Source organism: Radicibacter daui (genome assembly GCA_030657355.1).
Lineage (GTDB): Bacteria > Pseudomonadota > Alphaproteobacteria > Radicibacterales > Radicibacteraceae > Radicibacter > Radicibacter daui.
Genome location: CP131056.1, coordinates 177,067 through 197,342 on the forward strand (window position 1 = coordinate 177,067; position 20,276 = coordinate 197,342).

21 protein-coding genes are annotated in these 20,276 nt (G+C 63.2%); 9 read left to right on the forward strand and 12 right to left on the reverse strand.

The window, feature by feature from the left end; genetic code table 11:
* The first annotated feature begins 185 nt into the window (after positions 1–185).
* The 4 genes from QTL98_RS00820 (at position 186) to QTL98_RS00835 (ending at position 4,618) form a co-directional block, all read left to right on the forward strand.
* Complete coding sequence (locus QTL98_RS00820) at positions 186–1,682, forward strand: DUF6798 domain-containing protein (RefSeq protein WP_445680339.1); 1,497 nt, start codon at positions 186–188, stop codon at positions 1,680–1,682.
* Positions 1,683–1,761: 79 nt separating this feature from the next.
* Entirely contained in the window at positions 1,762–2,934 is a 1,173-nt protein-coding gene (locus tag QTL98_RS00825) for a DSD1 family PLP-dependent enzyme (RefSeq protein ID WP_445680340.1), read from the forward strand.
* Between the two features lie 14 nt (positions 2,935–2,948).
* Positions 2,949–4,193, forward strand: a complete 1,245-nt coding sequence (locus QTL98_RS00830) for an aconitase X (RefSeq protein ID WP_445680341.1) — start codon at positions 2,949–2,951, stop codon at positions 4,191–4,193.
* Positions 4,190–4,618 carry an aconitase X swivel domain-containing protein gene (locus QTL98_RS00835; RefSeq protein ID WP_445680342.1) on the forward strand — a complete coding sequence of 143 codons (429 nt, stop codon included), beginning with the start codon at positions 4,190–4,192 and terminating at the stop codon, positions 4,616–4,618. The genes QTL98_RS00830 and QTL98_RS00835 overlap by 4 nt, the downstream gene beginning before the upstream one ends.
* A gap of 9 nt (positions 4,619–4,627) precedes the next feature.
* Here the strand turns inward: QTL98_RS00835 and QTL98_RS00840 are convergent, their stop codons facing one another.
* Complete coding sequence (locus QTL98_RS00840) at positions 4,628–5,071, reverse strand: hypothetical protein (protein WP_445680343.1); 444 nt, start codon at positions 5,069–5,071, stop codon at positions 4,628–4,630.
* Positions 5,072–5,137: 66 nt separating this feature from the next.
* On the reverse strand, positions 5,138–5,506 hold the full coding sequence (locus QTL98_RS00845; RefSeq protein WP_445680344.1) for a histidine triad nucleotide-binding protein: 369 nt from the start codon (positions 5,504–5,506) through the stop codon (positions 5,138–5,140).
* A 292-nt stretch (positions 5,507–5,798) separates the two neighbouring features.
* Between QTL98_RS00845 and QTL98_RS00850 the strand changes: the two genes are divergently transcribed.
* A complete protein-coding gene (locus QTL98_RS00850) occupies positions 5,799–7,460 on the forward strand; it encodes a hypothetical protein (RefSeq protein WP_445680345.1) in 1,662 nt (553 codons plus the stop codon).
* 17 nt (positions 7,461–7,477) lie between these two features.
* Here QTL98_RS00850 and QTL98_RS00855 read toward each other — a convergent pair whose 3' ends face one another.
* The 9 genes from QTL98_RS00855 to rph form a co-directional block, all read right to left on the reverse strand.
* A complete protein-coding gene (locus QTL98_RS00855) occupies positions 7,478–7,804 on the reverse strand; it encodes a phosphoribosyl-ATP diphosphatase (protein ID WP_445680346.1) in 327 nt (108 codons plus the stop codon).
* Positions 7,801–8,589, reverse strand: a complete 789-nt coding sequence (gene hisF / locus QTL98_RS00860; protein WP_445680347.1) for an imidazole glycerol phosphate synthase subunit HisF — start codon at positions 8,587–8,589, stop codon at positions 7,801–7,803. Before hisF ends, QTL98_RS00855 begins: the two co-directional genes overlap by 4 nt.
* Positions 8,586–9,308, reverse strand: a complete 723-nt coding sequence (gene hisA, locus QTL98_RS00865; protein WP_445680348.1) for a 1-(5-phosphoribosyl)-5-[(5-phosphoribosylamino)methylideneamino]imidazole-4-carboxamide isomerase — start codon at positions 9,306–9,308, stop codon at positions 8,586–8,588. Before hisA ends, hisF begins: the two co-directional genes overlap by 4 nt.
* 15 nt (positions 9,309–9,323) lie before the next feature.
* Positions 9,324–9,929 (reverse strand): GNAT family N-acetyltransferase, encoded by a 606-nt coding sequence (locus QTL98_RS00870; protein ID WP_445680349.1) that lies wholly within the window; start codon positions 9,927–9,929, stop codon positions 9,324–9,326.
* A 59-nt stretch (positions 9,930–9,988) separates the two neighbouring features.
* Positions 9,989–10,633: an imidazole glycerol phosphate synthase subunit HisH gene (hisH, locus tag QTL98_RS00875; protein WP_445680350.1), complete on the reverse strand. Its 645-nt coding sequence runs from the start codon at positions 10,631–10,633 to the stop codon at positions 9,989–9,991.
* Positions 10,634–10,636: 3 nt separating this feature from the next.
* Entirely contained in the window at positions 10,637–11,236 is a 600-nt protein-coding gene (gene hisB / locus QTL98_RS00880; protein WP_445680351.1) for an imidazoleglycerol-phosphate dehydratase HisB, read from the reverse strand.
* A gap of 105 nt (positions 11,237–11,341) precedes the next feature.
* Positions 11,342–12,586: a radical SAM family heme chaperone HemW gene (gene hemW, locus QTL98_RS00885; protein WP_510637514.1), complete on the reverse strand. Its 1,245-nt coding sequence runs from the start codon at positions 12,584–12,586 to the stop codon at positions 11,342–11,344.
* Positions 12,549–13,145: an RdgB/HAM1 family non-canonical purine NTP pyrophosphatase gene (gene rdgB, locus QTL98_RS00890; protein WP_445680353.1), complete on the reverse strand. Its 597-nt coding sequence runs from the start codon at positions 13,143–13,145 to the stop codon at positions 12,549–12,551. The genes hemW and rdgB overlap by 38 nt, the downstream gene beginning before the upstream one ends.
* 36 nt (positions 13,146–13,181) lie before the next feature.
* On the reverse strand, positions 13,182–13,943 hold the full coding sequence (gene rph / locus QTL98_RS00895) for a ribonuclease PH (RefSeq protein WP_445680354.1): 762 nt from the start codon (positions 13,941–13,943) through the stop codon (positions 13,182–13,184).
* Between the two features lie 140 nt (positions 13,944–14,083).
* On the opposite strand from rph, the gene QTL98_RS00900 reads away from it, so the two are divergent.
* The 3 genes from QTL98_RS00900 (at position 14,084) to grpE (ending at position 16,843) form a co-directional block, all read left to right on the forward strand.
* On the forward strand, positions 14,084–14,914 hold the full coding sequence (locus QTL98_RS00900) for a substrate-binding periplasmic protein (RefSeq protein WP_445680355.1): 831 nt from the start codon (positions 14,084–14,086) through the stop codon (positions 14,912–14,914).
* A 152-nt stretch (positions 14,915–15,066) separates the two neighbouring features.
* Positions 15,067–16,113, forward strand: coding sequence for a heat-inducible transcriptional repressor HrcA (gene hrcA / locus QTL98_RS00905; RefSeq protein WP_445680356.1), 1,047 nt, complete (start codon positions 15,067–15,069; stop codon positions 16,111–16,113).
* Between the two features lie 97 nt (positions 16,114–16,210).
* Complete coding sequence (gene grpE, locus QTL98_RS00910; RefSeq protein WP_445680357.1) at positions 16,211–16,843, forward strand: nucleotide exchange factor GrpE; 633 nt, start codon at positions 16,211–16,213, stop codon at positions 16,841–16,843.
* A gap of 66 nt (positions 16,844–16,909) precedes the next feature.
* Here grpE and QTL98_RS00915 read toward each other — a convergent pair whose 3' ends face one another.
* Positions 16,910–17,863, reverse strand: a complete 954-nt coding sequence (locus QTL98_RS00915) for a hypothetical protein (protein WP_445680358.1) — start codon at positions 17,861–17,863, stop codon at positions 16,910–16,912.
* Between the two features lie 489 nt (positions 17,864–18,352).
* On the opposite strand from QTL98_RS00915, the gene dnaK reads away from it, so the two are divergent.
* A complete protein-coding gene (gene dnaK, locus QTL98_RS00920) occupies positions 18,353–20,272 on the forward strand; it encodes a molecular chaperone DnaK (RefSeq protein WP_445680359.1) in 1,920 nt (639 codons plus the stop codon).
* Positions 20,273–20,276: the final 4 nt, after the last annotated feature.

Sequence of the window (20,276 nt, forward strand, 5' to 3'; positions counted from 1 at the left end):
AGGCCAGATCTACGGCACGCTCAGTCTGGCGCAGCGTCATGAAGTCGACAGCAAAACGGGCGCCTGCCCTGCACAGCAACGAACTTGCTGCCTGCCTCTTGCTGGAGTAGCTAGAAGCGCCCTCCTCTGCAAAAGCGCCAAATCGCCTGAAGGCTTTTTGAGCGATAAAGAAACTGACCGAGATAATGTCCAAAAAAGCCGGCAATTTCATAAATATGTATTATTTACTATTTATTCTTGTCGCAGCCTGCATATCGCTGCCAAGACATCCTCTCTTCAGCGATAATCAAAATACAAAGCTTCTCTATGGCCTGGCGAAAGCTTCTTACGGGAACTTGCGTCACGACTGGCTGCTTAAAATTACCAATACACTTCCCTTTTTCGACGCGCTCGTTTTTGCCGTTCATCAGTTCCTTTGGGATGGCATTTTTTCTGCCCTTTATATCGCCTGTGGCCTTCTGCTCGTTTATGCCGGGCTCAAATTCTCCAGCATCCAGGAAGACAGGGCAGCAGCGCCGCTTTACAGCCTGACAGTAGGAATGTGGCTGGTCGCCCTGTTCGCGAACAACGCGACCGGGCGTTTGTTTGAGGGCGTTGCACACCAATATATTCTAGGCCACGTTTTCGAGCCGTCGAACTTCGGCGTGCTCACACTGTTTGCGGTTTTTCTGTTCTGCGCCCGCAAGCCAGGCTGGAGCGTTACCCTCATGGTAATCGCCGCCTGGATACACAACGCCTACATTGCCCCCGGCCTGATGCTGATGCTGGGAATGCTCATCGCCCGCTGGCGTTTTGGCGGCGGGCAGGCGCCATTCCCTCTATTCACCCTGCTTGGCGGCATCGGCGGCTGCCTCTGCGCGCCCCTGTTTTCCTATAGCCTGTTGGCTCCTATCGATCCGCAGGCCCAGCTCGAAGCCTTCCGCATCATCACAACGGAACGTATCCCCGAGCATTCATTGCCAGAGATCTGGTTTGGTGCCGACGCTGCCTTCAAGGCGATTGCAGTCGCCGCCGCCGTATGGCTCCTGCGACGACATCCGCTTGGCTGGATTTTGGGGTTTGTGGAAGTCCTGATCGTATTGGCATCGCTCTGGGTCTGGATCATGAGAGACTTCGAACTTGCGTTCGCTGCCCCTTGGCGGGCCAGTGTAATCATCGTGCCGATAGCGAACGCCGTGCTGATCGGAAAGGCCTTCCAATGGCTCTCGCACAAGGCTGAACAAAACGGCCGCTACCAGAAGGCTCAACTGGGGCTCGTGGTAGTGGCTGTTGTCGCGACGGGCATCTTTGCCGTCTCGAATTATCACAAGCTGGAAAAACGCGCCCAGCACCCGGCCTACTATGCCTGGGTCCAGGAGCATGCCCAGCCGAAGGATGTTTTTCTGAACGACCCGAACGACAGTAATTTCCGGCTGGCAACCGGACAGCCGCAATATATCAGCTGGAAAACGCACCCCTATCGCGGGCAGGAAGTTCTGGAATGGTCAGCGCGTGTGGCAAAAGCCCGCGCTGCCACGGGCAAGAAAGCCCCCTCCTGCCAGAATCTCGATGCTCTTGCTGGCGAGGCTGTCACGCATCTTGTGAGGCCCGCTACAAGCGAAAGTATTTACTGCCCGGACTGGAAGCAGGCCTATGCCGATAAGGGAGTCGTGATCTACCAGCATCAACCGGCCGGCAACTGAGAGAAAGCTCCCGCGAACCTGCTTGGTTCTCTGCACGCAGCCGTGCTCTTATCCCCCGCGATTGCAGGAGAATCCTTTCATGTCCGACAGTTTTGCCGCCACCTTCAAGACCGGCCCCATTTCCCAGCTCTTGACGCCATGCCTGCTGCTTGACGAGATCAAGCTACGCCGGAATCTCGACAGGCTGGACGAGCGCCTTGCCGGTCTGGGGGTGACGCTGCGCCCGCATCTCAAGACGGCCAAGAGCGTGGATGTGGCCCGCCTGGCTGTGCCGCACCGCAAGGCGCCGGCCACCGTCTCCACCTTGATGGAAGCGGAATATTTCGCGGCCGAGGGCATGCATGACCTGCTCTATGCTGTCGGCATCGCGCCGGCCAAGCTGGACCGGGTCGGCGCCATCCGCCGGCGCTACAAGGCTGCGCTTTCCATTATTCTGGACAGTGTTGAACAGGCTGAGGCTGTCACCGAATGGTGCAGACGCAGCGGCGACAAGCTGCCGGTCTTCATCGAGATTGACTGTGATGGCCACCGTTCCGGCGTGCAGCCCGGCGAGACGGAACGCCTTGTTGCCATCGGCCGTATCCTGCATGAGGGCGGCGCCATCCTGCGCGGGGTCATGACCCATGCCGGTGAAAGCTACAATCTGAACGACCCGAAGGCACTGACCGCTGCGGCGGAAACGGAGCGCGCCGGGGCTGTCAGTGCAGCAGAGGCTCTGCGCGCTGCGGGTCTGCCCTGCCCCGTCGTCAGTGTCGGCTCCACACCCACCGCCCATTTCGCCCGAAACCTCGAGGGCGTCACCGAAGTGCGCGCCGGCGTCTATATGTTCAGCGACCTTGTGCAGGCTGGCATCGGCGTTTGCGGCGTAGAAGATATCGCTCTTTCCGTTCTCGCAACGGTTATCGGCCATCAAAGGAGCAAGGGTTGGATTATTGTCGATGCCGGCTGGATGGCGATGTCGCGCGACCGCGGTACGGCGAGCCAGACGGTGGATCAGGGTTACGGCGTGGTGTGCGACCTTGCTGGCACCCCATATCCCGATCTCATCATGCCCGGCGCCAACCAGGAACATGGCGTCCTCGCCCTGCGGCCCGGCAGCAACGCCGCCCTGCCTGACCTTAAACTGGGCGACAAGGTGCGCATCCTGCCCAACCACGCCTGCGCCACCGGCGCCCAGCATGACCGCTACCACGTTGTCCACGGTGCGGAGGCAGACGTAAAAGCCATCTGGCCGCGCATCAACGGCTGGTAAGACACAGACAGAAGATGGCACTGCAGCTCGACGCCCGGGACGAAGCCCTGCTGGCCGGAGATGAGGGGCCGGCCGCGGCCTTTGCCATGCGGTTGCTACGGCAATTCGCCGAGGCAGTGGAAGCCACACATTTCATTGATGCAGAGGCAGCCCACATCGATGGCTGCCTCTATCTGGGGGCCGCCAGCCTTGATTTTGTCGAGCATCTGGCGGCGCTCGGCGGCAAGGTGCGGGTGCCGACCACGCTGAATGTCGGCTCGATGGATCTGATCCACCCGGAACTCTTTCAGGGCTCGGCGGAGAGCGCCGATAACGGCGCCCGTCTCATGCGGGCGCACGAAGCGCTTGGCTGCTTGCCGACCTTCACCTGTGCGCCTTACCAGACAATGTTTCGTCCCCGGCTCGGTCAGCAGATTGCCTGGGCGGAATCCAATGCCATCGTCTTTGCCAATTCGGTCATCGGCGCACGCACCAACCGTTATGGCGACTTTATCGATCTGTGCTGCGCCATTACCGGCCGCGTGCCCTGTTATGGACTTCACATCACCGAAAACCGCCGTGCCCGGGTTCATCTGGCGATCGAAAACCTTCCGCCGGAATGGCAGGATCCGCAACTCGCCTGCATCGCCGCCGGTTACCTGGCCGGCAAATCATGCGGCGACAGGGTGCCCGTCATCACCGGCTTGCCCCAAGCCGCCAGCGAGGATGATCTGAAAGCACTCGGCGCCGTGGCGGCTTCTGCCGGCGCGGTTGCGCTCTTCCACGCTGTCGGCCTGACCCCGGAAGCCCCGACACTGGAGGCGGCTTGCCAGGGTGCGGCGCCCGACGAGCATATTGCGCTCACAGCAGACGACCTGCGGCGCGCCATTGCCCAACTTTCTCTCGTGCCTGACAGCAGCCCGCTCAGCGCCGTCAGCCTCGGCACACCGCATTTTTCGCTCGCCGAGTTCGAAAAGCTGATGCCGCTGCTGGCAGGCAGACAGCTTGCCATCGACTGTTTCATCAATACCGGACGCGAGACGCTGGCGGTGCTCACGGCACGGGGGTGGGAAGAAGTCCTCAGGGCGGCCGGCATCACGCTGGTCACCGACACCTGCACCTATGTGACCGCCATCCTGCGGGAACTGAACGGCACGGTGATGACAAACTCCGGCAAATGGGCTTATTACGCTCCCGGAAATATTGGTGTCTCCGTGGCTTTCGGTTCGCTTGAGGACTGCATCGCCTCCGCCGCAGCCGGCAAGGTGGTCCGGCTATGACATCCATCACGCTGAACGGGGCCACGCTCGCCCCCGGCACTGCGACAGGCAGCCCCTTCCTGCTCAGCGAACCGCTCAGCTTCTGGGGCGGTTTTGACAGCACCGCCGGCACGATCATTGATCGGCGCCACCCCCAGCTCGGCAGCTACCTCACGGGCCGGATCATGCTGATGAGCGCCGGCCGGGGTTCCTGTTCCGGCAGCTCCGTTCTTGCCGAGGCCATCCGCCGGGGATCGGCACCTGCAGGCATCATCCTGCTGGCCCGCGATGCCATCGTGACGGTGGGCGCGCTGGTCGCGGCAGAGCTCTACCAGCGGCACTGCCCGGTGGTACTGGCGGGCGCAGCGGACTGGTCGCAGCTGGGCAAGGCCGACCGGGTAACCATCGACGCCAGGTCCGAGACGGCAGAACTCCGGCTTGGCTAGGCAGTAGCCCTAACCGCCTGGCGGTGGGGGCGGTACCGGTGGCGGAGGGGCAAGCGCTCCCGGAGCCGGCACCCCCGGTGAAGAGCCGGAGAGCTGGCCGGGATCCGGCATCTGCGAGAGGTGACCGCCAAGCTCCGAGACAAGCGTCTGCGTAGTGCTGGCACAGTCCGGAGAGTTGGCGTCGGCAGCGTTCAGTTTGCCCATCCGGCCGACATAGGGCCGCCACAGCCCGTTGAGACTCGACATCATACTCACGTATGAGTCGACGCTGATTTGCCGGTTGCTGACCAGAACGGCCGCCCGGTTTCGCGCCTGCCAATAGAGCTGGTAGCCCTCGCCATAGGCCTTCTGGCAGGGCGAAAGTTTGGGAATGATCAGATAGGAACCGTTGCCGCCGGCATCGGTGGCAGCCTTGTCCTGCGCCGAGGCCCCGGCCGCTATTGCCGACAGCAAAATCCCGCAAGCCCCGGCCCGTACGGCCCGTCGCCAAAGGAACTTATGCCGGCTGCCGGGCAAGGATCAGCTGCCCTTGCGGGCCAGCAGCGGCCCCAGCGGCTCACCCCCAAAGAGGTGGAAATGCAGGTGGGGCACTTCCTGATGGGCATCAGCTCCGCAATTGCTGATCAGGCGATAACCGCTTTCGACCACGCCGGCCTCACGCGCGACCCGTGCAACGCCGCGGATATAGCCGGCAATTTCCGCATCGCCGGCCTTCTCGGCAAAATCCTGAAAATCAGTGTAGGGGCCCTTGGGAATCACCAGCACGTGCGTTGCCGCCTGCGGCCGGATATCCCTGAAAGCCAGTACCGCGTCATCCTCGTAAACCTTGGTGCACGGGATTTCACCGCGCAAAATGCGGGCGAAGATGTTCTGCGGATCGTAAGCCATGCCGATTTTCCCTGATATGCAAGAAGGCAGTGATTTCCGCACCTTACCATGCGGCAGGGCCGGACCACAGGCCTTGCGGCGGCACAAGATCGCCCTGGGTGCCGCGAGAGAGAATTGCGCAAACTTTGTTAATTTATTAGGTAGACAGTTGGTCGGCCGAAGGGCGCCCTCCCTTACAGCTTGTACCTTCACGCAAATGTATTGCGCAAAATAGGACTGCGGAAACAATCGGTCGGCCATAACAGGCTTACGGATCCAATCCCTGCAACCCCTGAACAGAACGAAGCACGCCGTGAGCACAAGTGAGCTGATCGACCTTCAACGCGCCATTGAGGCTACGCTTGAGCAGGCTTACAGCAAGGCCCAGCCCGGAGCGTTCCCGGTCCTGACCAACACGGTGCGCATCCAGCAGGAGCAGGATGCCTATCGCGATTCACTGCCCGATCCCTGGCGCATGGACGAAGCCCTGCAGCAACGGTTGATCAAGGGGCAGCTCGCGCTCATCCAGAAGACTTCCGGCTCGCTCGGCCGTGAAACCCAGGCCAACCTCGCGCGAGACCGTGCCCAGCGCGCCAGCCGGGATTTCGCCCGCAAATGGGCTGCCAAGTCGCTGCTGCGCCAGCTGCGCAGCCAGCTGGAAGATTTTCTCGTCATCGCAGAACGCTTCAATGACGGCGAAACCGCCCGTCTCGGCCCGATATCGGAAGAAGCGATCGGTGCCGAGGACGGCCAGCCGCTGGTTGCCGAAAAATTCTCGATCCTGCGCGGCAACGCCACTTTGCTTGAGGTGATGATCCCGCCGCGGGGCGAAAACAAGATCGCCTGGGTGCGTGATGGCGAGCGCCACATGGCCGACCTCGAATCGCTCTCGCAGATCATCGACCGTCTGCCCGAACGCCGGCTGTTCGTGAACTGGTTCGACCGCTGCGCCGAACTGGCGCTGGTCGTCAGCATTCGTCGGCTGATCCGCGGCGAGATTGCCGAACTCATGGAGACCTCGGCCGCCTACATCACCGAGCTTTTCGAGCGCTGGAAGAACCCGGAAGACGAAGCGCAGCAGATGCGCGCCAGCGTGCGCAATACCATCACCAAGCTGGTGCTGATCTGCCACCGTGCCGGCATTGCTTTTGCCGGCCCGGTCGACAAGGACAGCATCACCGAGCTGCAGGGCCTCATCGATCGCCGCCTGCGGTATGTGCAGGTGGTGGTGCAGAAGGCCAAACTGGCCGAAGCGCCAGACCCCAAATTCTCCCTCTATGACCTGCAGTCCTTCCGACCCGAGCTGGAAAAATTCCTCGATCGCCAGGCCTCCACGGTCGGTGACGTTGCAGGCAGCGCAATGTGGGGCAGCGTCGATCTGGCAAAATTGATCCCGGAGCCCGGTGCGGACGAGGTGGCTGCAAACAGCAGAACACAGGGCCCGGTACAGGATGTCATCCTGCTCGCCGTATGCGATGCGCTCGGTACGCTCGTCCAGCGCATGGGAAATTATTACGAAGTCGATTCAAAACTGGGTCGCGTCGTTGAAAAGCCGAGCAAGAACAAGGATGTGAGCGCCGGCCAGGAAGTTTTCCTGCCCCATCCGAACACGGAGCCGAAATTCATCAGCCCCGGCGTCGGATTGCCGGCCTCGCTGGAACTGGTGCCCCGTGCCTGCATCGACGTGCGCCAGACCAATGACGCGACCGACCGCATGACACCGGCGGAAACTACCTTTGCCACGCTGATGCTCATCATGCCTAAGGTACTCGGCAAGCTGTACGAGACGGCGCGCACACCCGGCCTTATTGCCATGCTCAAGCTCGCCGGGCTCAGCCCGTCCAATCTGGAGGATGCCACCCAGGCCGGGCTTGAGGAGATGACCGAAACGGCCAAGGCAGTGTTCCAGCTCGACCGCAACACCAAGCTGACGGCATTCAAGGACGCCCGCAAGCTGCGCATGATCGGTAGCTGAACCGCACTTGAGTGCCGTTAGCCTTTCGGGCGCGCTGCCTTTTCATCAATCCCGGAAATGCCGAAGCGCTCTTCCAGCAGCGCGTAGATTTCCTGCGGCCTGATGCCGGCATCCGCCCACAGCACGCTGAGGTGATAAAGCAGATCCGCCGATTCCGAGATGATCGCCGGCCGGTTGCCGGCAACCGCCTCGATCACGGTCTCGACCGCTTCTTCGCCCACCTTCTGCGCAATCTTGCCCCGGCCCTTGGCATAGAGCGCCGCAGTATGGGAGCGAGCCGGGTCGGCATCCTTGCGGGACAGCACCACCTCGTAAAGCGCATCCAGAATAGCCGCGCTGCTCATGCCGCATCTCCCGCCAGCACATCGACCGGGCGCACCGGCAGGCCGGCAGCGGCCATATAGGCCTTGGTCTCGGAGATCGAGAAGGTACCGAAATGGAAGATGGAGGCCGCCAGCACCGCACTCGCGCCGCCATCCCGGATGCCCTCGACCATATGCTCCAGCGTACCGACGCCGCCGGAAGCGATGACCGGGATGGTCGTTGCCCCGGTAACGGCCTTCATCAGGTCGATATCGAAACCTTTTCCGGTGCCATCCCGGTCCATCGAGGTCAGCAAGAGCTCGCCGGCGCCCAGCGACTGCATGCGTTTCGCCCACTCGATGGCGTCAAGGCCGGTGTTGTTGCGCCCGCCATGGGTAAAGACCTCCCATTTGCCGGGCGCGGTCTGCTTGGCGTCGATGGCGACGACAATACACTGGCTGCCGAATTTCAGCGCCGCTTCGGCGACGAATTCCGGCCGGTTGACCGCAGCGGTATTGATGGAGGCCTTGTCCGCACCGGCCAGCAGCAGCTTGCGGATATCCTCCACCGCACGCACGCCGCCGCCCACCGTCAGCGGCATGAACACCTGCTCGGCAGTGCGGCTTACCACGTCATAGATGGTGTCGCGCTGCTCATGGCTGGCTGTGATGTCGAGAAAGGTCAGCTCGTCCGCCCCTTCGCGGTCATAGAGCTTGGCCTGCTCGACCGGGTCGCCGGCATCGCGCAGATCGACAAAGTTGACACCCTTGACGACGCGGCCGTCCTTCACGTCGAGGCAGGGGATGATGCGGCATTTGAGGCTCATGCAAGAATCTCCAGCGCCCGTGCCGGATCGACCCGGCCATCATAAAGAGCCCGGCCGACGATCACACCGTCAAGCCCGCTGGCCTCGCGCGCCTTCAGCGTCTCCAGATCGGCCAGCGACCCCACACCGCCGGAAGCGATAACCGGGGTGGAAATTGCTTCCGCAAGCGCAACGGTTGCTTCCACATTAACGCCGCCCAGCAGCCCGTCGCGATCCACATCGGTGTGGATAATGGCGGCAACCCCGCAATCCTCAAACTTCAGCGCCAGCTCTTCCACGGTAACCGTGGAGGTCTCCGCCCAGCCTTCCACCGCGACATAACCGCCGCGCGCGTCGATGCCGACGGCAACACGGCCGGGATGACGCTCGCAGGCGCGGCGCACGAAATCCGGATCGCGCAGGGCAATCGTGCCAAGAATGACGCGGCGGATACCCTTGCCGAGCCAGTAATCCACCGTCTCCATGGTGCGGATACCGCCGCCAAGCTGCACCGGCATATCCACCGAGGCCATGATGCGGTCCACCGCCGCGCCATTCACTGGCTGACCGGCAAAGGCACCGTTCAGATCAACCACATGCAGCCACTCGAAACCCTGCTGCTCAAAAAGCCGGGCTTGTGCTCCGGCATCGGTGTTGAAGACCGTTGCCTGATCCATCTCCCCGCGCAGAAGCCGCACGCAGGCACCGTCCTTCAGGTCAATCGCGGGGTAGATGATCATGTCGGGGGATTTCCTTCAGAGGGCCGGGCGAGTCATCGAAAGCGGGTCGAGCCCTGTCAGCAGGGCTGGGTCCAGTGCGGCTTCATCGAGTATCTTCATGTAATAATGGCCAACGACCGGCTTGCCATCGACCAGCGCATAAAAGGGGTGTGTCGCCCAGCGCACGAAACCGCGGCTTTCATAGATGTGGATGGCAACCATTTGCGTTGCCCGCACATCCAGCATCAGGAGCTTGGCACCAGCTTCGCGTGCTGCGGCAATTGCCATATCGGTAATGCCGCGCGCCACGCCGTGGCCGCGCGCCCAGGGCGCCACGAAATTGCCCACCAACCAATAGGTGTGGGCCTGCGCCTCATTGGTGCGCGGCGGGCGCACCAGCTGGGCTGCTCCGCACACCACGCCGTCCAGCCGGCCGATAAAGACCTGACGGTCGGGGATGGCAATCGTACCGGACCAGTAACGCTCCAGCGTCTCCAGCTGCGGGGGGGTTACCCAGCCGAAGCCGCCGCCACTTTCAATGGCATCGATGGTCGCGTCGCACAGATCATGCAGATCGGACGGCTTCAGCGCCTCTGAGGCCCTTTCGATGGCAATCGTCGGCTTGCGCGTCTCAAGGTTCATGGAACGGGACTTTCAACTCTCTGGATCAGGCGACTCTCGAAATCAGGCAGCGTTCCGGATCAGGGCGACCAGCCAAGGAAGTTGGCAATGAGCTTGAGACCGGTCGCCTGGCTCTTTTCCGGATGGAACTGGGTCCCGACCATATTGTCCCGCCCGACGGCCCCCACGACACGTCCCCCGTAGTCGCAGCTGACCAGCAGGTCTTCTTCCGACTGCGGAACGAAGTGGTAAGAGTGCACCCAATAGGCATGCGCCCCGTGGTCAAGCCCGGCAAAAACCGGATGCGGCCGGTGTAGCTCGAGATTGTTCCAGCCCATATGCGGCACCTTGAGCGCCGGGTCGGAGGGTTCGATGCGCACAATCTCGCCGCCGATCCAGTCGAGGCCGGCGCGCTCCTCATGCTCAAGGCCGCGCGTGGCCATCAGCTGCATGCCAACGCAGATACCGAGGAAGGGTTTTCCCTTGCGGCGCACGGCTTCTTCCAGCGCGTCGCGCAGGCCGGCAACGGACTGCAGGCCGTTGAGGCAATCGACAAACGCCCCCTGCCCCGGCAGCACGATGCGGTCAGCCGCCAGAACGGCCTCGGGATCGGAGCTGACGATGACCTGGTGCCGGCCGGGCACGTCGCCTGCCGCCCGCTCAAGCGCCTTCGCGGCCGACCGGATGTTTCCGGAGCCGTAATCGACCAGAACAATATGGCTCATCGGTCAGAGAACCCCTTTGGTCGAGGGGATGGCGCCGGCCAGATGCGGATCGATGGCAACGGCAACACGCAGCGCGCGGGCAAAGGCCTTGAACACGCTCTCGACGATATGGTGGTTATTGCTGCCATCGAGCGTGGCGACATTAAGCGTGATACCCGCCGCCTGCGACAACGCCCGGAAGAACTCCTGGAAGAGTTCCGTATCCATGCTGCCGAGGCTCTGCTGGGTGAAGCTCGTCTTCCACACCAGGTAGGCACGGCCGGAGATATCCAGCGCCACACGGCTCAGCGCCTCGTCCATCGGCACATAGGCATGGCCGTAGCGGGTGATGCCCTTCTTGTCGCCAAGCGCCTGGCGGATCGCCTGGCCAAGGGCGATGCCGGTATCTTCCACCGTATGGTGGGCATCGATATGCAGGTCCCCGTCGCAGCGTACCGTCAGGTCGAACTGGCCATGGCGGGCCAGCTGCTCAAGCATATGATCGAAGAACCCGACGCCGGTCTTCACATCATAGCGCCCCGTACCGTCGAGAGAGATCTCCACGGCAATGCGGGTTTCGGTGGTATCGCGCGTTACTGACGCGCGTCGGCTGCTGTCGGTCATCCCGCGCATATCCTCTTTTGTCAGGCAAAAGGCTGGGTAGACGCTGGCGGTTCTAGCAGACGGTGCAGCACAAGCGAAGGCAAAAGGCGGTGAACCCGCCCGCTTTCAGATCAGGCGCACCAGAAGGGCGTTGAGCAATGGCCGGCCGGCGGGCGTTGCCCTCAACCCTTCGGCATCCAGCTCGATGAAGCCGCCCTCCACCAGCTCGGCAAGGCCGGCCGGATCGACAACCTCTTCAATCTCGCGGCCAAGCTCGGCGCGTACGCGGGACCGGGGCAAGCCACGCTCCGGCCGCAACCCCATCATCAGCAGTTCGAAACGGCGATCCGCCTCCGGCACCGGCTCGTCCTGCGTGGTCGCCTGGCCGTCGCGCTCCACCCGTTCCAGCCAGATTTCCGGCACCCGGTGCTGACGGGTGGCATGCTTGACCCCTCCCGCGCCGCCAAGCCGCCCATGCGCCCCTGGCCCGATGCCGACATAGTCGCCATAGCGCCAGTAGGTAAGGTTATGGCGACATTCCTGGCCAGCGACGGCGTGATTGGAAATCTCGTAGGCGGCAAGGCCGGCCTTATCGAGCCGGGCCTGCGTTTCTTCCCACAGCGCCGCGCCGGTATCCTGGTCGGGCACCTGCAACCGCCCGCGCCGGTGCAGCGCCTCGAAGGTGGTGCCGGGCTCGATGGTCAGCTGGTAGACGGAAAGATGCCCGCCGGAAAGGCTGACAGCTTCGTCAAGCTCCCGCCCCCACGCCTCGACGGTCTGGTCCGGGCGTGCATAGATAAGATCGAAACTGTAACGGTCAAAATGCCGGCGGGCGAGCTCGATGGCGCCGAGCGCCTCCTGCCGGCCATGGGTGCGTCCCAGCTTTGCGAGATCCGCATCATTCAGCGCCTGCACGCCGAGCGACACCCGTCCCACACCGGCAGTGCGGTAACCGGCAAACCGCCCGGCCTCGACGGAGGTGGGGTTTGCCTCCAGCGTCACTTCCAGCTCGGGCGATAGCGTCCAGTAGTCGCCAAGCCGGTCCAATACAGCGGCAACGGTTTCAGGCTCCATCAGCGAGGGCGTGCCGCCGCCGAAAAAGATGCTGGTCAGCACCCGGCCGCGCGTGCGCTCGCCATAATGGGCCAGTTCGCGCACAAGAGCAGCGCGCCAGCGCTCCTGATCCACCCCCTCGCGGACATGGGCGTTGAAATCGCAATAGGGACACTTGGAAAGGCAAAACGGCCAATGCACATAAAGGCCGAACCCCGGCGCATCATTGTCGCGCCGGGGAACGGCAACCGCACTGCCGGCAACAGCCGGAGATACCTCTTCAGACAAAACAGCGCGCCACCAGCTTGCGCCAGGCATCCGCGCGGTGGCTGATGGCATCCTTGTCCCGCTGCTCCATCTCGCCGAAGGTCATCTTGTAGCTCTTGGGGATGAAGATCGGATCGTAACCGAAACCATTGTTGCCGCGCACGCTGTCGGCAATGGTGCCGTGGACGGTGCCTTCCACACTTTCGGTATGGCCGTCCGGCCAGGCGATGGTCAGCGCGCTCACGAACACCGCCGACCGGTCGGCCTTGCCCTGAAGCTCGCCGAGGATGCGCGCCATGGCGCCGGTAAAGCTCTTGTCCGGCCCGGCCCAGCGGGCGGAGAAGATGCCCGGCGCGCCGTTGAGGGCGGCCACGCTGAGGCCGCTGTCGTCGGAAATCGAGATCTTGCCGGTATGGCGGGCACAATTGAGCGCCTTGATCTCGGCATTGGCGATAAAGCTGCTGCCGGTCTCGTCCGGCTCGCTCACGCCCAGATCGCCGGCATAGACGATACGGGGAACACGCGTTGCCAGCAGGGCATGGAGCTCCTTGCTCTTGCCCTTGTTGAAGCTGGCGATGACGATCTCGTTGCCTTCAAAGCGTCGCAGCATGACATCTCCCCGGGGTGGAAACTGGACAGGGCCGGTTCAGCCGGCCGCCTTGGCCATAAGCGCCTTCATCTGCAGGGCGCCAAGCTCGCCGATGCCCTTGCGGGCCAGCCGCATCAGCTCGAGGAACTCTTCTTCCGCAAACGGGCGACCTTCGGCGGTGCCCTGGATTTCGACGATACCGCCCTTGCCGGTCATGACGAAATTGGCATCGGCCTCGGCCGTCGAATCCTCATCATAATCGAGGTCGAGCACGGCGCGGCCCTTATAAAGACCGCAGGAGATCGCCGCGACGCTGTCGATCAGCGGATATTCCTTGAAGGCGCGGATTTCCTGCAGGTGCCGGATGGCGAGATTGAGCGCGACATAGGCACCGGTGATCGACGCCGTGCGGGTACCGCCGTCAGCCTGGATCACGTCGCAGTCGAGCTTGATGGTCAGCTCACCCAGCTTCTTGAGATCGATGATGGAGCGCAGCGACCGTCCGATGAGGCGCTGGATTTCCTGGGTGCGGCCGGACTGGTTGCCCTTGACCGCCTCCCGGTCCATGCGGCTGCCGGTAGCGCGCGGCAGCATGCCGTATTCCGCCGTCACCCAGCCTTCGCCCGAACCGCGCTTGAAGCCCGGCACCTTGTCCTCAACCGAGGCCGTGCACAGCACATGGGTGTCGCCGAACTTGATGAGGCAGGAGCCTTCGGCATGTTTGCTGACGTCGGTCTCGATGGTCACGGCGCGCATACGGTCGGTGGCGCGGCCGGAGGGACGGCCCTTGAAGGCGTCCGGGACGGCAGGCTGGGTCATTTGTTCTGATCTCGCTGGCGGCTGAATTTGGCGCGAGGCTAGCGCCAACTCCGCCGCGGAGCCAGCCTTAAGGCCGGACAATTCACCATCCTCGCAAGATTCTCCATTATTTCAATGCACTGGCATGATAGGCTGCCTAAATGCATGGGTATGGAGACAGCCTTCGACATCTGCTGAAGCACTGCCTGCCCCTGCTGGCCCTGGCAATGATGGCGGCCATCCTTGCGCGCCCCGTAGCGGCGCAGGGCGTTACGTCCCCCGTCCGGCTCACCACGGGCACCGACTATGCCCCCTTTTCCGACCCGACCCTGCCCAATGGCGGGCTGGCGACCACCGTGGTCATCGCCGCGCTCGACTCGCAAAAGCTCGACTGGCGTCTCGTCTACCTGCCCTGGGCCCGCGGTTATCTGGATCTCTCGCGCGGCACCGTCGATCTGAGTTTCCCCTATATCCGCACGCCGCAGCGCCAGGCCGAGATGCTCTATTCGCGTCCCCTGTTCGAGGTGGTGCAGCGCCTGCTGATTCGCCGCAAGGATGCCGGTGAGGCGCAATCGCTCGACTGGCTCAAGGCCCGCAATCTGTGCAGCCCGATCGGTTATGGACTACCGCCGGAGATCACCGAGCTTCTGGCATCGGGGCAAACGCGGGAAAGCCAGCCCGACGACAGCGCAACCTGCCTCGATATGCTTGCGCTCGGCCGCACCGATGCGATTCTGGTCAATGAATCCCGGCTTGAAGCAATGCTGAAGCAGCGGCCCGCCGAGCGTGACCTCTTTACCCTTGCCGATTTCCGCGTCCATTACGACACGCTGCACGTCATCGCCGGGCGCCAGAACCCGCAGGCGGGGGCGCTGATCACCGCCCTAAATCGCGGGCTGGATGCCATCGCCGAGGATGGCCGCCTTGCGGAGATCGCCGCCCGGTTCGATTTTCCGGCGAAGCTGATCCCGGCCCTCAACCAGCCCAGATGAAGCTTCCCGGCACTTTAGCATGCGCGATGGATTGAAGCGGCGCAGCACGATGCCTAAGTTTGGGGACAATCAGCGGCTCTTTCCGCCGCCCGCCCTGCGACCGCCACAGCCGGGAGCCCACAGACCCGTTGCCGGACAGTAAAGCTGCCCCAATGACCATCAGGATCTCAGAGCTTAACGAGCGTTCCCGCGAAATCTTCCGCGAGATTGTCGACAACTACGTGCAGACCGGCGAGCCGATCGGCTCACGCACGATTGCGCGCCGGCTGGGTGTTACCCTCTCTCCGGCAACCATCCGCAATGTGATGGCCGATCTGGAAGAGCTCGGTCTCATCGAGGCGCCGCATACCTCCGCCGGCCGCCTGCCGACGGATATTGGCCTGCGGCTATTCGTCGACGGCCTGCTCAAGGTCAGCGAGCTGAGCCAGCCCGACCGCGAGGACATTGAATCCCGCTGCGGCATGGTGGGGCGCAATTATCAGGAAGTGCTGCAGCAGGCCTCCAGCACGCTTTCCGGCCTTTCGGCCTGCGCCGGCCTTGTGTTTGCCCCCAAGACAGACCGCTCGCTGAAACATATGGAGTTCGTCCAGCTTGGCACCGGGCGCGTGCTGGTGGTGCTGGTGACGGAAGACGGCCTCGTTGAAAACCGGGTGCTGGAGCTGCCCGTCGGCATTCCTGCCGGCAGCCTTGTCCAGGCCGGCAATTATCTCAATTCCCGCCTTGTCGGCCGGACCCTCGCCGAGGTGCGCCAGCTGGTGATGCACGAGATCGAGAACCAGCGCACCGATCTTGACGCACTGACCAGCAACGTCGTGGAACAGGGGCTCGCAGTCTGGGCCGGCGGAGAAGCCGGCGGCGGAACCCTCATCCTGCGCGGGCAGGCACGGCTGCTGGAGGATGTCACCGCCATCGCCGATCTGGAGCGTATCCGTACCCTCTTCGAGGCGCTGGAGACACGCGAGACCATGCTGCGGCTGCTTGACGCAACGCATGAGGCGCAGGGAGTGCAGATTTTCATCGGCCAGCAGAACGGGCTTTTCAGCCATACCGGCTGCTCGATGATCGTGGCACCCTTTGCCAATGCGCGCGAGCAGATCGTCGGCGCCATCGGCGTGATTGGCCCGACCCGGTTGAACTATGCCCGTATCATCCCCATGGTGGATTACACTGCCAAAGTGGTAAGCCGTCTCATCGGCTAGCCCTGGGGGCTGACCCTGGGGACCTTCCCCGGCCCCAAAAGATCATCTGCCCGCCCGGCATTTTATTATTGTACCGTAACGAAAGAACCAGACAGTCATGAGCGACCAGAAGCCCAACGAAGCTTCCCCCGGCGAAGAAAACCTGGACGCGGCCGCTGCCACCACTGCCGAAGCCGCTGCTACCGCCGAAACCGAGGCCAGGCCGGCCGAGAACGCCGCTGCCGGCGAAGATCCGCTCGCCCGCATCAGCGCGCTGGAAGCGGAAATTGCCAAGCTGCGCGACGAACGCCTGCGTGCGCTGGCCGAAGTGGAGAACATCCGCCGCCGCGGCGAGCGTGATCGCGAGGACGCCGCGAAGTTTGGCATCCAGTCTTTTGCCAAGGATCTGCTCTCCGTCGCCGACAACCTCGGCCGTGCCATCGACGCCGTGCCGCAGGAAGCGCGCGAACTCGAAGGCGTGCGCACGCTGCTGACCGGCGTGGACATGACCCGCAAGGAGCTGGCCTCCGCCTTTGCCAAGAACAAGATCATCGAGGTCGAGGCGCTCGGCAAACAGCTCGACCCCAACCTGCACCAGGCGATGGTCGAGGTAGAGAGCGCCGAGCATCCGGCCGGCATTATCGTGCAGGTCTACCAGAGCGGTTACACGCTGCATGGCCGCCTGCTGCGCCCGGCGCTGGTTGGCGTATCCAAGGGTGCCAGCGAAGGCCGCGTCGACACGACCGCCTGACCTTTACCAGCCTTGAACAAGACAAGGCCGGCTCGGCAGGGCCGGCCTTTTTTGTTACCGATCGTCTTATTTGTCCGGCGGTGCCCGGCGGAAGGAACCGCGCCGGATGGCGGAGATCAGCTCCGCCGTCGTCGGATGGTGGGCAAATTCGCGCCGAAGGCTGCCCCGCGTCAGGATGGAGCCGTCCGGCAGGCGGATGCCGCCATCGCGCAGGATGATGACACGGGCGAGGTCGATCCGCAGGTGCCGGAGCGCCGGATGCACCGAGAAGCGGAAATCATGCGGCCGCTTGCCATTGCCCGTCACCACGCGGCGCACGATGTCCGGCTTGTCGAGCAGGTCGTGGATCAGCCGGTCGCGCCGGTCGACATGCTCATGCTCTTCGTCCGCATCGGAAGCCGGGCGGGCCGGCCGGCCTTCCAGCGCCTTGTAGAGCACGTCGAGCCCGTCGCCCCGGCTCTGGCCGGGAGCGATGATGCCCTTGACGCCCAGATCGACAAGTTCCTGCACCAGCCGGTCTTCCGCCACCGGCACCGCTGCCACCACGGGCACGATGCCGCTGCGGATGGCCCCGATGGCTTTTCCGCTGAAGGGGAATTCATTGAGCATCCGCACCATGCCGGCGCCATCCAGCGTCTTGGTAAAGCTCATCATCCGCTCTGCCAGCACCTGCAGCGTCGGGTGATAGACAACCGGGTCGATCAGTTCCTCGTTATGAGGGTCTTCCTTCAGCAGGCGCTGCACGCGGTCCATCACCGTTTCGATGGTCGTCATGAGCTCGCTCACCGTGTGCGACAGCGCCCGCACCACCTCCATCTGGCTGTAACTATCCTCCACCAGCACCAGATCGCTGCCCCGCTCGACATAATTGACGAGTTCAAGCGACGAGCGGGCGACCATCAGGTCGCCGGTAACCCGGATGCGCGAGCCGTCAGGATGCAGCAGGTCACGCAGCGGCCCGAGCGCAAGACGGTGATAGGCGTAGATAACGGGATTACGGACGGTAAGCGCGGTCGCCATTATTTGTTATCCGCAAGCAACGGGCCTGTCGCCGCAGCCTGACATCTTGTCGGACCACGCCTCCCCCGAGGCGGCGAGCCGGCGGGCCCGCCCGATTGTCATATTCTCTATAACGCGTTCTTGTCGCTTGCAAAACCGCTCCCGTACCTCCAGCGCTCCGGGCCACCCTGCACACGATGTTATCGAATGCCGGGGACCGGCGACGCACCGGCATCACCATCTTGCCTTTTGCGCATCAAAAGCCGCTGGCGGTGCTTGCAGGGCCGGGGCACCATGCCTATATCCAGCAACGAAGCCGGATCATGGCTGCCTGCCCCACCACCCGGAGCCCCTCCGGACGCTGAAAAAGCTGGGGCCGGGCGGTCAGCTGATCCATAGTCATCAACAGCTCGTTTTCTCCTGCGGAATGCATGCCGCCGGAGAGCATGGGGGCTGGTGGGGTGCCGGATGACCGGGCCGCCATCAACCTGCCGAAGAGAGAGGAAAAGCATGAGCAAGGTTATTGGCATTGACCTCGGTACCACCAATTCCTGCGTCGCCGTCATGGAAGGCGGCAGCTGGCGTGTGATCGAGAACGCGGAAGGCACCCGGACCACCCCGTCCATGGTCGCCTTCACCAAGAGCGGCGAGCGCCTTGTGGGCAGCCCCGCCAAGCGTCAGGCGGTCACCAACCCGGAAAACACCCTCTTCGCCATCAAGCGCCTGATCGGCCGCCGGTTCGATGACCCGACCGCCAAGAAGGACGCCGAAATCGTCCCGTACAAGATCGTCAAGGGCGACAATGGCGATGCCTGGGTCGAGTGCAATGGCGAGAAGTACAGCCCGAGCCAGGTAAGCGCCTTCATCCTGCAGAAGATGAAGGAAACCGCCGAGGCGCATCTGGGCGAGAAGGTGACCCAGGCGGTCATCACCGTCCCGGCCTACTTCAATGACAGCCAGCGCCAGGCCACCAAGGATGCCGGCAAGATTGCCGGTCTTGAAGTGCTGCGCATCATCAACGAGCCGACCGCGGCCGCTCTTGCCTATGGCATGGAGAAGAAGGGCAGCGGCATCGTCGCCGTCTATGACCTTGGCGGCGGCACCTTCGACGTCTCCATCCTGGAGATCGGCGACGGCGTGTTCGAGGTGAAGTCCACCAACGGCGACACCTTCCTGGGTGGCGAGGACTTCGACAACCGCATCATCGACTACCTTGCCGACGAGTTCAAAAAGGAGAACGGGATCGATCTGCGCAAGGATCGTCTCGCCCTGCAGCGTCTCAAGGAAGCCGGTGAAAAGGCCAAGATCGAGCTGTCGTCCGCCCAGCAGACTGACATCAACCTGCCCTTCATCACCGCCGACCAGAGCGGCCCGAAGCATCTCAACATCACGCTCTCCCGCGCCAAGCTGGAAGCGCTGGTGGAAGACCTGATCAAGCGCACCATCGACCCCTGCAAGGCAGCCCTCAAGGATGCCGGCGTGAAGGCCAGCGAGATCGACGAGGTTATCCTCGTCGGCGGCATGACCCGCATGCCCAAGGTCTTCGAGACGGTGAAGTCCTTCTTCGGTCGTGAGCCGCATCGCGGCGTGAACCCGGACGAAGTGGTCGCCATCGGCGCTGCCATCCAGGGCGGCGTGCTGAAGGGCGAGGTCAAGGACGTCCTGCTGCTTGACGTGACCCCGCTGTCGCTGGGCATCGAGACGCTGGGCGGTGTCTTCACCCGCCTGATCGACCGCAACACCACGATCCCGACCAAGAAGAGCCAGGTGTTCTCGACCGCTGACGACAATCAGACGGCCGTGACCATCCGCGTCTTCCAGGGCGAGCGTGAAATGGCGGCGGACAACAAGCTGCTCGGCCAGTTCGACCTCGTTGGCATTCCGCCGGCCCCGCGCGGCGTGCCGCAGGTGGAAGTGACCTTCGACATCGATGCCAACGGCATCGTCGCGGTCTCCGCCAAGGACAAGGCGACCGGCAAGGAACAGCAGATCCGCATCCAGGCTTCCGGCGGCCTGTCGGACGCCGACATCGAGAAGATGGTCAAGGACGCCGAGGCCCACGCTTCGGAAGACAAGAAGCGCCGCGAGCTGATCGAGGCCCGCAACCAGGCCGACGGTCTGGTACACCAGACCGAGAAGAGCCTCGGCGAAGTGGGCGAGAAGGTTCCGGCCGCTGACAAGTCGGCGATCGAAGCCGCGATTGCCGACCTCAAGAAGGCGATGGAAAGCGACGATGTCGAGGACATCAAGGCCAAGACCCAGTCTCTGGCCCAGGTGTCGATGAAGCTCGGCGAAGCGCTCTACAAGACCGATGACGCTGCCGGCGCGGCTGGTGCCGGTGCTTCCGATGGCGCTTCTGCCGCCGAGGAAGGCGTTGTTGATGCCGACTTCGAGGAAGTCGACGACGATCGCAAGAGCAAGTCGGCCTGATCGG

Bases quoted from the DNA above. Each gene is read 5' to 3' on its own strand.
- rph (WP_445680354.1), bottom strand. From the start codon at position 13,943: ATGACCCAGCCTGCCGTCCCGGACGCCTTCAAGGGCCGTCCCTCCGGC.
- QTL98_RS00915 (WP_445680358.1), bottom strand. From the start codon at position 17,863: ATGGCGACCGCGCTTACCGTCCGTAATCCCGTTATCTACGCCTATCAC.
- QTL98_RS00830 (WP_445680341.1), top strand. From the start codon at position 2,949: ATGGCACTGCAGCTCGACGCCCGGGACGAAGCCCTGCTGGCCGGAGAT.
- hrcA (WP_445680356.1), top strand. From the start codon at position 15,067: ATGACCATCAGGATCTCAGAGCTTAACGAGCGTTCCCGCGAAATCTTC.
- rdgB (WP_445680353.1), bottom strand. From the start codon at position 13,145: ATGCTGCGACGCTTTGAAGGCAACGAGATCGTCATCGCCAGCTTCAAC.
- hisB (WP_445680351.1), bottom strand. From the start codon at position 11,236: ATGACCGACAGCAGCCGACGCGCGTCAGTAACGCGCGATACCACCGAA.
- QTL98_RS00845 (WP_445680344.1), bottom strand. From the start codon at position 5,506: ATGGCTTACGATCCGCAGAACATCTTCGCCCGCATTTTGCGCGGTGAA.
- dnaK (WP_445680359.1), top strand. From the start codon at position 18,353: ATGAGCAAGGTTATTGGCATTGACCTCGGTACCACCAATTCCTGCGTC.
- hemW (WP_510637514.1), bottom strand. From the start codon at position 12,586: ATGCCTGGCGCAAGCTGGTGGCGCGCTGTTTTGTCTGAAGAGGTATCT.
- QTL98_RS00855 (WP_445680346.1), bottom strand. From the start codon at position 7,804: ATGAGCAGCGCGGCTATTCTGGATGCGCTTTACGAGGTGGTGCTGTCC.
- hisF (WP_445680347.1), bottom strand. From the start codon at position 8,589: ATGAGCCTCAAATGCCGCATCATCCCCTGCCTCGACGTGAAGGACGGC.
- QTL98_RS00870 (WP_445680349.1), bottom strand. From the start codon at position 9,929: ATGAACCTTGAGACGCGCAAGCCGACGATTGCCATCGAAAGGGCCTCA.
- QTL98_RS00835 (WP_445680342.1), top strand. From the start codon at position 4,190: ATGACATCCATCACGCTGAACGGGGCCACGCTCGCCCCCGGCACTGCG.
- QTL98_RS00825 (WP_445680340.1), top strand. From the start codon at position 1,762: ATGTCCGACAGTTTTGCCGCCACCTTCAAGACCGGCCCCATTTCCCAG.
- hisH (WP_445680350.1), bottom strand. From the start codon at position 10,633: ATGAGCCATATTGTTCTGGTCGATTACGGCTCCGGAAACATCCGGTCG.
- QTL98_RS00900 (WP_445680355.1), top strand. From the start codon at position 14,084: ATGCATGGGTATGGAGACAGCCTTCGACATCTGCTGAAGCACTGCCTG.
- QTL98_RS00820 (WP_445680339.1), top strand. From the start codon at position 186: ATGTCCAAAAAAGCCGGCAATTTCATAAATATGTATTATTTACTATTT.
- hisA (WP_445680348.1), bottom strand. From the start codon at position 9,308: ATGATCATCTACCCCGCGATTGACCTGAAGGACGGTGCCTGCGTGCGG.
- grpE (WP_445680357.1), top strand. From the start codon at position 16,211: ATGAGCGACCAGAAGCCCAACGAAGCTTCCCCCGGCGAAGAAAACCTG.